This window comes from Psychrobacter sp. 28M-43 (assembly GCF_014770435.1).
Taxonomy (GTDB): domain Bacteria; phylum Pseudomonadota; class Gammaproteobacteria; order Pseudomonadales; family Moraxellaceae; genus Psychrobacter.
Genome location: NZ_CP061739.1, coordinates 1193724 through 1205951, shown reverse-complemented (window position 1 = coordinate 1205951; position 12228 = coordinate 1193724). Strand labels below are relative to the sequence as shown.

Here is a 12228-nt window from a genome sequence, read left to right as displayed (position 1 = left end):
TTGCATAATCTTTTTTTGCATAATCTTTTTTTGCATAATATCTTGCACGCTTAGACTTAAGCATTAAGAGAAAATTCAGTACAAACTTGCTATAATCGCATGCAGTACAAATCGGACGCAGCAACTATCCTTGCTGTATCCCTAGCTCAACCCCTTATTCAAACATTTAAAACAAAAGCAAATTGGAGCATTTTATGGCAGATTTTAACAAAATTTTGGACGCAGGCGACGTAGACGGCGGCATCATCAACGTAGTAGTAGAGATCCCAGCTGGTAGCAGCCATAAAATTGAGTGGAATCGCGAATTAGCAGTATTTGAGCTTGACCGTATTGACCCACAGATTTTTGCCAAACCTTGCAACTATGGTTTCATCCCACAAACACTTGACGAAGACGGCGATGAGCTTGACGTATTGCTATTGACTGAGCAGCCACTACCGACTGGTATTTTCTTAAAAGCAAAAGTTATCGGCGTGATGAAGTTTGTTGATGATGGCGAAGTAGATGACAAAATCGTTGTTGTCCCTGCTGATGATCGTGACACAGGTAATGCTTACAACAGCTTAGAAGACCTACCAAAGCAGTTGATCAACCAGTTAGAGTTCCATTTCAGCCATTACAAAGACCTGAAAAAATCTGGTACGACGGTTGTTGAATCTTGGGGCGATGTCGCAGAAGCGAAAGAAGTTATCAAAGAGTCTATCCAACGCTGGAAAGATCTATAATTATCAAATATTGGCAAAAATGCCAATAACGATAAATCATAAAATACCGCAGTCACCATAGTGGCCGCGGTATTTTTTTGCTTGAACATTGATTATCTAACATGGTTATAATGAGCATATAACTCATTCACACTTATACGCCGTAATAAGGACAGTCATGTTTAACCCCGACCCTAGCGCAAAACCGGTCAATACCAAGTTGCCAAGAGACGTCATTATGATGGTCGAAAAAAACAACCTAGTAATGGCCATTAAAACTTTGGCGGCAGACGAAAACATCAGTATGGATGAAGCCAAAAGTAGAATTGATGCTTATGAGACCCAGCTGAAAGTAAAGCAACAACAGAAGCTCAATACCATCGCTAGCAAACAAGGCATTCCAAATCAGGCCATCAGCTTTGATAGAGAGCAAGAGGAAGACGAGCCTGGACCATTGGTAAAAAACCGTGTTAAAACCACCAAACAGAGTCAAGGGTTTAAGGGGCTGCAAGATGGTGTCGATAGTCAGTTGAATGACTTAGGCTACAAGAAACCCCTACTGCCTTATTGGCTAAAACGACTGCTTGTGATTGCTGTCTTGATGATAGGAATATTTTGGATATTATGGCGAGTATTTGGTTAAGTGATTTAGCTAAATAAAGGACTGAATCAACATACCTTCTATAAAACTGCATACCGACTAGCTATAATTTAAGAATGTAGCTAGTCGAATAGTTCATTGAAAACCTGCCTTTGAATCCTTTCAAGTGTCAATTAATCTCAAATTACTTAGAGCAATCCTTTATATAAGAAGTAACAGCCTACGACGGTCAACAGTACTGCAAAGCATTTTTTCAGCAACTGCGGCGATAATGCGTGAGCGACTTTTGCGCCTAGCTTGGCGGTAAAGAAGCTCATAATGCTAATGCCTAAAAAAGCATAGATGTGAACAAAGCCAATCGTATTGGGCACGTCGACTTGAGCTTGCATGCCAAAGAACATAAATCCTAGCGCACCTGCAATGGCGATAGGTAAGCCACAAGCGGCTGAGGTTCCAACGGCTTTTTGCATAACCACACCGTAACGCGTGAGATAAGGTACGGTTAAGCTACCACCGCCAATGCCAAAAATAGCAGAAGCGATACCGATACCCGCCCCTGCTGCTAGCTGCTTAGGCTTCGAAGGTAAAGCTATATGGACATTGCCAGCTTCGCTATTCGCTTTCTTTTTACCACCCATAAACATTTTATAAGCGACCCAAAGCAAAAACACACCAACAATCAGCTGCAGATACAACCCAGATATCTGACCTGCGATCCCTGCTCCTAAAAAACAGCCTATTGCTAAGCCTGGCGTCAGATTTTTAAAGACAGGCCACATGACTGCGCCCTTTTTGTTATGCGCCATGAGCGAGCTTATGGATGTGACAATAATGGTTGCCAGTGAAGTACCCAAGGCCAAATGCATAATAGTGTCAGGACTGTAACCCATTTGCGTAAAGACAATAAATAGCAGTGGTACGATAATAGTGCCACCGCCCACTCCAAATAGCCCTGCAGCAAATCCTGCTAGCGCCCCTATTATTAAAAAAGTTATTAATTCCACAGAATAGTTACTTCTTATTTAGATTTAATGAGATGATTATTATAGTTAAATGACTGCTTAATGTTGAACGAGCAATAGTCCATATGCTTAGGTGTTGGATTATAGATGTTGGATTAAATAAGCTCTACTTGCCCAACTCTAGAATAGGCACGGTTAAAGTAAACCAACCCTTCATCAGTGCCGCCTTGTGGCTCAGCCTGATTGATGGCGACAACGCGGCACATAAAGACGCTATGCGTGCCGACTTCTTGAATTTGTTCAATCTCGCAATCAAAGCTGACCAAGGCATCTTCTAACACAGGAGCGCCTGTTTGTAATTGTGTCCAAGAACCATATTCGAACCGTTCTTCTGAACACAGTTTAGATGCAAAAGCATTGGACAGCTGCTCATGTTGCGCGCCTAACACATTGACACTTAAAATCTTATTTTCCAGAAAGTAGCTATGTGACCGAGACGTTTGATTCATACAGACAAGTAATGTCGGCGGTGTGTCTGTGACGCTACATACTGCCGATGCTGTAAACCCATGTACGCCCGTTGCACCTGCTGTGGTCACCACATTGACCGCAGTCGTTAGCAAAGACATGGCATCTCTAAAGTCGGTCGCGTCAATCCTATCTTTAATCATTGCTTCAATCCCGAGAAACGTTAAAAAATAACGTTAAAAAATTGTGCTTCAATTTTAGTTTTGCAAAGGAAATTCTTTAAATAGAATTTCCTAAACGGCTAAACTCTAAGCAGTCAGTTCTTGACGAACGATTTGAGCACCAGCGCTTAATGCCGCGAGCTTACCACGTGCGACTTGGCGAGACAAAGGTGCCATACCGCAGTTGGTCGCAGGATATAGCTTATCAGCATCGACAAATTGTAGCGCTTTGCGTAGCGTATCTGCCACTTCTTCTGGTGTCTCGATAGTGTTGGTTGCCACATCAATGGCACCGACCATCACTTTTTTACCACGAATCAACTCAATCAGATCCATGGGTACACGTGAGTTTTGACACTCCAGTGAGATAATATCGATTTTCGACTGTTGCAGTTTAGGAAATGCTTTTTCGTATTCGCGCCACTCTGAGCCCAGTGTCTTTTTCCAATCGGTATTGGCTTTGATGCCATAGCCGTAGCAAATATGGACAGCTGTCTCACATTTTAGGCCTTCAATGGCACGCTCTAAAGTTGCAATACCCCAGTCGTTCACATCATCAAAGAACACGTTAAATGCAGGCTCATCAAACTGGATAATATCGACGCCAGCCGCTTCTAATTCTTTTGCTTCTTGATTCAGGATTTTAGCAAATTCCCAAGCCAATTTTTCACGGCTTTTATAATGACCGTCATATAACGTATCAATCATCGTCATCGGCCCTGGCAACGCCCATTTGATTGGCTGATCGGTTTGTTGACGTAAAAATTTGGCATCATCAACGAACACTGACTTTGGACGGCTCACCGCACCAACGACTGATGGCACGCTCGCATCGTAGCGATTACGGATTTTGACCGTCTCACGCTTCTCAAAGTCGACACCATCAAGGTGTTCGATGAATGTAGTCACAAAATGCTGACGGGTCTGCTCGCCATCACTGACAATATCAATCCCTGCATGCTGTTGTTCTTGCAATGATACGCGTAGCGCATCTTGCTTGGCTTCAAGCAACTGCTCGCCCTCTAACGCCCAAGGTGACCAAATTTTCTCGGGTTCTGCTAGCCAAGAAGGTTTTGGTAAGCTGCCAGCGGTAGACGTCGGTAATAGTAGTTTCATACAATTTATCTTCTAATTAATTTATTTTTTATTATGTTGATGAGTGATGCTCAGTTAAGCGGCTTGCTTCCTAGCCGTTTCTTTATCAGCAGCTTCTTTTTCAGCAGTATCGCCTGTTACATCATAGCTTGCAGCCCATTTCTCAAGGATTGTTTGATACGGCTTAATAAAATGCGTCTCGGTAAACCTACCTTGGGTTACTGCCATTTGACTACGTTCAGCGCGGTCATAAACTACTTGCGTCAATGAATAGTCTTGGTAATTCAGGCTAGGTTGATACACTTGACCAGCGCTTGAGTTGGCATTGTAAATCTCAGGACGGTAAATCTTCTGAAAGGTCTCCATAGTACTGATTGCACTAATCAGCTCAAGATCGGTGTAATCACTGAGCAAGTCCCCTGCAAAATAAAATGCTAATGGCGCGGCGCTACCTTCAGGCTTAAAATAACGTACCGTTAAGCCCATTTTATGAAAGTAGTCGTCGGTCAACGAGTATTCATCTTGCTTGTATTCAATGCCCAATACAGGATGCTGATTGACAGTACGGTAGTAAGTCTTGCTGGTTGACACGCTCAGGCAAATCACAGGTTTTTTGTGAAAATGAGCGTTGTAAGCCTCTGAATTCAATAAATATTGAAACAGCTTGCCGTGCAACTCACCAAAATTATCTGGCGTTATGGATGCTAGGTTTTTGTCGCGATGCTCTGGTAACACAATACTAAAGTCATAATCACGCACGTAAGATGAGAAACTGTTGCCAACCATGCCGTCGATACGCTTGTTTTCTTTGTGATCCACAATCGTTGTTTTTAGCGTTTCGATAATAGGAAAGGTCTGACCATTGCCTTTAACATCCAGATCGACAGAAATGATATCAACTTCAACAGAATAACGATCTGCTGTCAGATTATCCCAATACGCCAATGCATTGAAGCGGTTATTAATCATGGTTAACGTTTTGCGTAAGTTCTCTTGGCGGTGCTCGCCGCGTGCCAAATTTGCAAAGTTAGTCGTCAAACGCGTACTATCTGCAGGCTGATAGTTTTCGTCAAAACGAATGTGCTTAATTGAACAATTGAATTCTTTACTCATGGTGATCCGCTACCTTATTTATCTGAGATAAAACCAAATCTGTGTATGAGGTGAATCATACCGAAATCTAAACATGAATAAAAACGATACAATTTAAACATAAGATGAATTTTATTCATCTTCCTAAAAATTAGATATATAAAGGAAACTTAATAGAGGAAGTTTTGAGTATTTATTCATCGCATAATTAAGCCTTTCACATACTGGTGGCGAAGAAGATTCTTATACTGCTTAAGCATATTTTTGAGGCATAAAAAAAGGATACCGTAGTATCCTTCTTATTCAAATTTGAGCCTGATAACAAACCGACTCTAGTGATGCTCACCAGGAAGAATTTTGGCAAAGGCGCGCTGAGCAAGGTTAGGCTTGCTATCAGTCGTTTGTGCGGCGGTCGAACTTGGGAAAATACGATAACCAATGGACTGAACGCCAACGTTAAAGGCTGGTACCAGTGAATAAGTCGCCGATGCAAATTTACCCATATTACTCGCAATGCTATTTGGCTTATGAACGATAGCTTTTGCGACCATCATCGCTGCTTCATCAGGCATCAGTGCTGGCATGTAGCGATATAGCTTGGTTGGCGCAATCATCGGGGTACGTACAAGTGGCATAAAGATATTGGTTACTTTGATGTTATCGCCTTTGACTTCAGCAGCCAAACAGCGACTAAATGCATCTAAGGCAGCCTTTGACGCGACATACGCTGAAAAACGAGGGCTGTTTGCCAATACTCCAATTGAGGAGATATTCACGATTTGACCGGTCTGGCGACCAATCATCGTTGGCAAGAAACCAAGAATGATTTTGACGGCGCCAAAATAATTAATCTCCATGGTACGTTCAAAATCATGAAAACGGTTGACCGATTCATGCACTGAACGGCGAATCGAACGCCCTGCATTGTTGATTAGTACATCGACATGCTTAAAGTCAGCCAAAATCTTTTCACTGGTTTTTTCAATCTCATCCATATTGGTAAGGTCGCATGGATAGTAGCTAGCCGCGCCGCCAAGTGTTTCAATATTTTCTTTGACCATTTTTAGCTTATCTTCAGTACGAGCCAGTAAAATAACATGCGCGCCACATTCACTGAGCAAAAAAGCCGTACGCTCACCGATACCACTTGAAGCACCTGTGATGATAATATTCTTACCTTTGACAGCTTTGGTAATTGCTTTTTTCGAGAGATTGGCCATAAAAAGTCCTTTTCGTTTATTCTATAGTTATTGGTATTCGGTTATAGCATAGCAAAAAAATGTCGTATGGAGTGAACAAAACCATAGTGGGCGTTAGCTGACGGGATCTTTACAAATTTTGTCGTCAACATAAATATTTATAAATACATTTTTAGCTTATTGTTAAGTGCTAAGTACTAAGTGTTAAGCTTTTTTTGATTAATTATGAGGAGTACCTGCTTTGATAGACACACTAACTCACTATATCGACTTAATTGCCAAAATGATCGAAGTCATTGGCGTCCTCATTATGTTTTTTGGGCTATTTCTTGCTTTATATAGAGCTTTTCGAGCGTCTGGTCATTTCAATAATGATACTTACATCGAGATCAGACAGACCGTAGGCAAGTCTATATTGTTGGGGTTAGAAGTACTGATTGCCGCTGATATCGTGGCTACTGTCGTCACCGATCCGTCGCTACGCAGCGTACTAGTGCTAGGTTTTATCGTACTGATTCGAACCTTTTTAAGCTTATCATTACAGGTTGAATTAGAAGGTCGATTCCCTTGGCAGAGCAAGAAATCCGCGCCTGACAAACAGTCTGATACGGACAATCATACTGTGCCAATTGACAAAGCATAGCTGTTGGACAAAAATGCCATCAAAAAGCGATGCATAGACATGATTAGCACCGGTTTATAAAACAAGATTTAAGCAATTGCTACTCATGCGCCTGCAAAAAAGTTTCGACCACTTTGAATTGCCCAACCGTGCTTTCTTCACCATACATCGCCTGTCTAAAGGCGTTAGAGTTTGGAATACCTGTCGTATACCATGCAATATGTTTGCGAGCGATACGGCAGCCTGAGTACTCTCCATAGAAATCATAAAGCTCTTGCAAATGGGCCAGTACGATCTCTTTTATCTCACTAACGCTCGGTGCCTCTAGACGCTCGCCTGTACGCAAAAAGTGCTCAATATCGCGAAATATCCATGGTTGCCCTTGTGCAGCACGCCCAATCATCACTGCATCACAGCCTGTCATCTCATAGACGTGTTGGGCTTTTTGTGCGCTGTCGATATCGCCATTGGCAATGACAGGAATACTGATGCTTTCTTTGACTTCGCGTATTAGCTCATAGCGTGCATTGCCTGTATACATGTCTTCACGCGTACGTCCATGAATAGCAATCGCTGCAATGCCGGCCTGCTCAGCACGCTTGGCGACTCGTAAGATGTTTTCACGACCGTTTTCAAAGCCTAGACGTGTTTTTAGCGTGACAGGCGCATCAACGGCATTGACCGTTGCATCTAGTAATCGCGCGACCAAATCTTCATCTTGCAACAATGCAGAGCCTGCCAGCTTACGACAGACCTTTTTGGCCGGACAGCCCATATTGATATCGATAATCTGTGCACCATTATCAATTTGATAACGGGCCGCTTCAGCTAATTTGTCCGGTTCAGCACCTGCTATCTGTGCCGAAATAGGCGCAATCTCATTGTCAAAATTGGCACGGTATAAGGATTTTTTGCGCGCATAAAGGGCCGTATCAGCGATGATCATTTCACTGACCGCATGACCTGCACCAAATGACTTGCACAATCGGCGAAAGGGATTGTCTGTCACGCCTGCCATCGGTGCGACCATCAAACGATTTTCAATCGTCAGGCCACCTATGTTCAATGGCTGCAACAATGGATGATCAGACAAAGTCGAGGACGAAGGTGAAATGGGAGAATCAATAGACATAAGAAAACGGCTTGATTTGTAAAGAAAACAAGCCGTTATTCTAAGGATTCGTGCACATAATGCAAGCTATTCACGTGAATAACTTGCATAAGCATTACTCGTTTTTAATACATCCCATGCATTATTTATCAAGCACACTGCCCTGCTCTAGCGTGATGTCATCATCATGCTCTTGCATGCGCCACGGTAGACTATCAGGCGATACATTGAGGAAATGTAAATACTTCTCAAACTGATCAATGATGTCATTAATCACTGATTCAGATTTGTAGCCGTATAAATCATAGGTCTGACCACCACGGCGTAGATACACCTCAGCGCGATGATGGTGCTCTTGTGGCAAGGTATCTGCGCTGTCTTCAGTATAATAATCAGGCGCATCATGCTCAGATAAGCGAACTTCATACCAAAACTCGACATCGTCACCACGTTGTAACTCAAGCACCGCACGGTTATTGACCGCGTCATAGTTGACCTCAGTCGTCCAGCCAGTTTCTGCAAATTTGGACGACACCTCCATCATCGAAGGCATAACTACTTCTTTAATATAGCTAAGAACCTTTTCACGCGTTGGCTTATCGGTCATATAATCAATACGCTCGCGCCATGCAGACGGTTTGAGTAGATGCGGTGGCAGTCTGTTATCATTACCAAGGCTTTGATTACGATGTCCTTCAATACGCAGCGCACGCCACATACCAAACATTGAAATAAGAATAATAATCGCAAATGGTAACGCACTAACGATAGCCGCTGTTTGTAGGGCTTCTAAACCACCTGCAAGTAGCAATACTGCTGCGACAGCACCTTCAGTCACTACCCAAAAGCTACGCTGCCACCATGGTGTATCACTGCGACCACCTGCCGCTAGCGAGTCGATTACCAATGAGCCAGAATCCGATGACGTCACAAAAAAGGTAATAATCAATAAAATGGTCAATGACGACACAAATTCAGTAAACGGTAGATTCTCTAACAGTTTAAACAAAGCAATCGCTTGGTTGTTTTGTACTTCACTGATTAATGAGGTATAACCATCGACCATGATCATGTGTAGTGCGGTATCGCCAAACACCGAAAACCAAAAGAATGTAAAGAAGGTCGGTACCAACATCACACCCAACACGAACTCACGAATAGTACGACCACGGCTAATCTTGGCGATAAACAGACCCACAAATGGCGCCCATGCAATCGTCCATGCAAAAATAAATAAAGTCCAGCTGCCGATCCAATTGCTATTCTCGTATGCCTGCAAGCTAAAGGTACGCTCGACAATATTACCCAAATAGCTACCCGTATTTTCCATAAAGGCATTCAAGATAAAAATGGTCGGGCCGACAACAAATACGAACAGCATCAGCGCAGTTGCCAATAGCATATTTAAAATAGATAAGCGTTTTACGCCCTTATCCATACCTGCCAATACCGATACTAGTGCCGCGGCTGTCACCAAGGCAATGGCAATCACCTGTACGGTCGTATTCACTGGAATGATATCTGGCAATAGATAATTGAGTCCTGCATTAATTTGCGACACCGACAAGCCAAGACTGGTAGCAATACCGAACATCGTACCCAATATCGCAAACACATCAACCGTATGACCGATAGGGCCATGAATCCTGTCACCGATGATCGGGTACAGCGTCGAGCGTATTGATAGTGGTAGACCATGACGAAACGCAAAATAAGCTAGTGATAAACCAACGACACCATAAATCGCCCAAATATGAAAACCCCAATGAAAATACGCAATTTGCATCGCTTCTTTTGCCGCGGCGATAGTCTGCGGATCTGACATTGGCGGACTGGAAAAGTGCATCACTGGTTCCGCTACCCCATAAAACAGTAGCGCAATCCCGTAACCTGCCGAAAACAGCATGGCAAACCATTCAAGAAATCCGTACTCCGCCTCAGCATGATCAGGGCCTAGTTTGATACTGCCATAAGACGAAAACGCCAGTACAATAATGAACATCAAAAACAGTGCCACTGCCAGCATATAAAACCAACCGAATGTCTCAGTCGTAAAACTAAGCACATCACTAAACAGAGCACCCGCTGCTTCAGGATTAATCGCCGTACCAATGACCAATAGCAGCATAATAATGGCTGCAGGTACAAAGACTGGTAATAAAATGGTCGAACGAGGTAATTTACTCATGAAAGATAATATCCTCAAAAGTTGACGATGCCTTTTTATAAAAAATTTTAATTAAGGCAAAGATTAGAAAATGTGTGTGAATGGTTATAATAATTATCACACTCTTTTCCAAAACCCTAGACAAGCGTTCAACTCGTAACATGACTTTAACGAATGTTACATGACTATTACCAAGAAAATAAAAAAGGCAGCTTGCTAGCTGCCTTTTGATTGTATATATATTTTTTTAGTAGTTTATAACCTATAAATGCTCGCTAATTCGTAAATACCAATATTTTTTGTACCTAAACAGAACCACTCTGTTTCCTAATTAGGCATCAATCACTGCCGCCAACTTCTGCGCAATATCTGCCAAATCACTATTATCGGCTTGGGTCACTGCATGACGACCCAATTCATGGATACTTGATGGAATGAGGTGCACATGATAATGAAAGACTGTTTGACCTGCTTGTGAACCATTCAACTGCATTTGGATAACGCCTTCACGCTCAAACACTTGACGCTGGGCTTGCATAACTTTTTTAGAGGTCATTAATACCGCAGCAGCATACTCTGGCTCAAGATCTGCCAAATCTACCGCTTTTTGCTTCGGTATTACTAATACATGACCTTCTGCTTGCGGCATGATATCCATAAAGGCGAGCGTTTTATCATCTTCATATACTTTGTGATACGGAATATCACCATCTAACATTTTGGCAAAAATATTATTGTCGTCATAAGCAGTCTGTTGATTCAATTCAGTCATTATTTTTTCCTTTAAGAGTTTTATTATTAGTTATTGAATAGCTTAATAGCTATCCAAAATAGATAAAAGCATCTGTCATATAGTGGACGAAATATGACTTTAGTACAAGTCAGTATGACAATCGAATTTGAAAAATATCAAGCCATATTCCAACCATGCTAGCTCACTAATTTATTGGCGAGTCATGCCCTTAAAATGTTATATTAACCCTCTATTTTAACAACGCTATGTTTATGGATTTGCCTACTTTGCCGACCAATAGATTAGATAGCCTAGATAATGGCGACCCGTCTTCAACACTCAATGACAATGCCCAAACGTCTGGATCAAATGTCTCTGTGCCTGATAGTACTGGTTTAGAGCAACTTAGTACTGAGCCTGTCAATACTACTCAAACCATCGATCCAAGCGCTATCATATTAGCAGAAGCATTGACTGATAAAGTCATCAGCTGGCAGATACACAATTGTAAAATTATAAAGAAGACTGTCACGCAAGATTTGCCATTGCCTTTTTTGTATCACTATGACAGTTTAGATGATGCGATCAAACAAACGCACCCGCTCACTCCTGAGTTACTGCTTCAATTCAATACACCCATGTCGGCTCATGAGGCTGCCAAATTAATTGGCATTGACGAGGAGCTGCTGACCAGTCCTTGGCATGTAAAAATTATCGGCTCGTTGGTCGTATTTAGTGAGGCATTGCAATTGGCCGTAAGGCTACATTGGACCAATACGGGTAAAGAGACGCAGCAGGTATATACCAAAGATGCACCAGATGCAATTACGGCAGCGTTCAAAAACTGGCAGTTTTTTGGTCGTGTAGACGTCCTTTATAAGAATAATAATCAGACATTAATTAGCGTTGACGAGTTAAACCCTAATACGCAAGCACTACCTGCCGAGTCACTGTTGACGATTGAAGCTAGTAGTGATTACCAACAGCTACTGGCTACTCATGCGCTTGCAGCTATTGTGAAATTAGAAGCAGACAAAGCTGATCTTCCTTGGTTTGACAAAGCCATATTAGAACGTATTGAATAGCTATTTTGAATAACTGTTTTTTTGCTCATCGCTTGTGATTATTAATTCGTTATTATTAATTCACTGTTATTAGCATATTGTTTTTAGTTATTCATATCTAATGGTATGGTAACGAATTAGTATTATTCACTAGTACTCACTCTCTATAAAAAGCACACTATCCCTATT

12 protein-coding genes are annotated in these 12228 nt (G+C 42.1%); 4 read left to right on the top strand and 8 right to left on the bottom strand.

Features of this window, described 5'->3' with window-relative positions:
* The first annotated feature begins 194 nt into the window (after positions 1–194).
* Both IEE84_RS05175 and IEE84_RS05170 read left to right on the top strand, forming a co-directional pair.
* Positions 195–725 (top strand): inorganic diphosphatase, encoded by a 531-nt coding sequence (locus IEE84_RS05175; RefSeq protein ID WP_191115099.1) that lies wholly within the window; start codon positions 195–197, stop codon positions 723–725.
* 157 nt (positions 726–882) lie between these two features.
* A complete protein-coding gene (locus tag IEE84_RS05170) occupies positions 883–1347 on the top strand; it encodes a hypothetical protein (RefSeq protein ID WP_101205393.1) in 465 nt (154 codons plus the stop codon).
* Positions 1348–1493: 146 nt separating this feature from the next.
* Here IEE84_RS05170 and IEE84_RS05165 read toward each other — a convergent pair whose 3' ends face one another.
* From IEE84_RS05165 to IEE84_RS05145, 5 genes are all read right to left on the bottom strand, one after another.
* Complete coding sequence (locus tag IEE84_RS05165) at positions 1494–2309, bottom strand: sulfite exporter TauE/SafE family protein (protein WP_191115098.1); 816 nt, start codon at positions 2307–2309, stop codon at positions 1494–1496.
* A gap of 113 nt (positions 2310–2422) precedes the next feature.
* Positions 2423–2938 (bottom strand): flavin reductase, encoded by a 516-nt coding sequence (locus IEE84_RS05160; protein ID WP_191115097.1) that lies wholly within the window; start codon positions 2936–2938, stop codon positions 2423–2425.
* Between the two features lie 105 nt (positions 2939–3043).
* Positions 3044–4072 carry a methionine synthase gene (locus IEE84_RS05155; RefSeq protein WP_102090954.1) on the bottom strand — a complete coding sequence of 343 codons (1029 nt, stop codon included), beginning with the start codon at positions 4070–4072 and terminating at the stop codon, positions 3044–3046.
* 54 nt (positions 4073–4126) lie between these two features.
* Positions 4127–5164 (bottom strand): DUF1852 domain-containing protein, encoded by a 1038-nt coding sequence (locus tag IEE84_RS05150; RefSeq protein ID WP_191115096.1) that lies wholly within the window; start codon positions 5162–5164, stop codon positions 4127–4129.
* 311 nt (positions 5165–5475) lie between these two features.
* Complete coding sequence (locus IEE84_RS05145) at positions 5476–6363, bottom strand: SDR family NAD(P)-dependent oxidoreductase (protein ID WP_191115095.1); 888 nt, start codon at positions 6361–6363, stop codon at positions 5476–5478.
* Positions 6364–6583: 220 nt separating this feature from the next.
* On the opposite strand from IEE84_RS05145, the gene IEE84_RS05140 reads away from it, so the two are divergent.
* The gene (locus IEE84_RS05140) at positions 6584–6985 is read left to right on the top strand and encodes a DUF1622 domain-containing protein (RefSeq protein WP_224737909.1); all 402 of its coding nucleotides are present in this window, start codon (positions 6584–6586) and stop codon (positions 6983–6985) included.
* Positions 6986–7064: 79 nt separating this feature from the next.
* On the opposite strand, the gene dusB is transcribed toward IEE84_RS05140, so the two are convergent.
* The 3 genes from dusB to IEE84_RS05125 form a co-directional block, all read right to left on the bottom strand.
* Positions 7065–8096, bottom strand: coding sequence for a tRNA dihydrouridine synthase DusB (gene dusB / locus IEE84_RS05135; protein ID WP_191115094.1), 1032 nt, complete (start codon positions 8094–8096; stop codon positions 7065–7067).
* A 121-nt stretch (positions 8097–8217) separates the two neighbouring features.
* Positions 8218–10263 (bottom strand): BCCT family transporter, encoded by a 2046-nt coding sequence (locus IEE84_RS05130; RefSeq protein WP_191115093.1) that lies wholly within the window; start codon positions 10261–10263, stop codon positions 8218–8220.
* Between the two features lie 310 nt (positions 10264–10573).
* On the bottom strand, positions 10574–11014 hold the full coding sequence (locus tag IEE84_RS05125) for an HIT family protein (protein ID WP_191115092.1): 441 nt from the start codon (positions 11012–11014) through the stop codon (positions 10574–10576).
* Between the two features lie 233 nt (positions 11015–11247).
* On the opposite strand from IEE84_RS05125, the gene IEE84_RS05120 reads away from it, so the two are divergent.
* Positions 11248–12060 (top strand): hypothetical protein, encoded by an 813-nt coding sequence (locus IEE84_RS05120; protein ID WP_224737907.1) that lies wholly within the window; start codon positions 11248–11250, stop codon positions 12058–12060.
* Positions 12061–12228 lie beyond the last annotated feature (168 nt).

Bases quoted from the DNA above. Each gene is read 5' to 3' on its own strand.
- IEE84_RS05175 (WP_191115099.1), top strand. From the start codon at position 195: ATGGCAGATTTTAACAAAATTTTGGACGCAGGCGACGTAGACGGCGGC.
- IEE84_RS05170 (WP_101205393.1), top strand. From the start codon at position 883: ATGTTTAACCCCGACCCTAGCGCAAAACCGGTCAATACCAAGTTGCCA.
- IEE84_RS05160 (WP_191115097.1), bottom strand. From the start codon at position 2,938: ATGATTAAAGATAGGATTGACGCGACCGACTTTAGAGATGCCATGTCT.
- IEE84_RS05155 (WP_102090954.1), bottom strand. From the start codon at position 4,072: ATGAAACTACTATTACCGACGTCTACCGCTGGCAGCTTACCAAAACCT.
- IEE84_RS05150 (WP_191115096.1), bottom strand. From the start codon at position 5,164: ATGAGTAAAGAATTCAATTGTTCAATTAAGCACATTCGTTTTGACGAA.
- IEE84_RS05145 (WP_191115095.1), bottom strand. From the start codon at position 6,363: ATGGCCAATCTCTCGAAAAAAGCAATTACCAAAGCTGTCAAAGGTAAG.
- dusB (WP_191115094.1), bottom strand. From the start codon at position 8,096: ATGTCTATTGATTCTCCCATTTCACCTTCGTCCTCGACTTTGTCTGAT.
- IEE84_RS05130 (WP_191115093.1), bottom strand. From the start codon at position 10,263: ATGAGTAAATTACCTCGTTCGACCATTTTATTACCAGTCTTTGTACCT.
- IEE84_RS05125 (WP_191115092.1), bottom strand. From the start codon at position 11,014: ATGACTGAATTGAATCAACAGACTGCTTATGACGACAATAATATTTTT.
- IEE84_RS05120 (WP_224737907.1), top strand. From the start codon at position 11,248: ATGGATTTGCCTACTTTGCCGACCAATAGATTAGATAGCCTAGATAAT.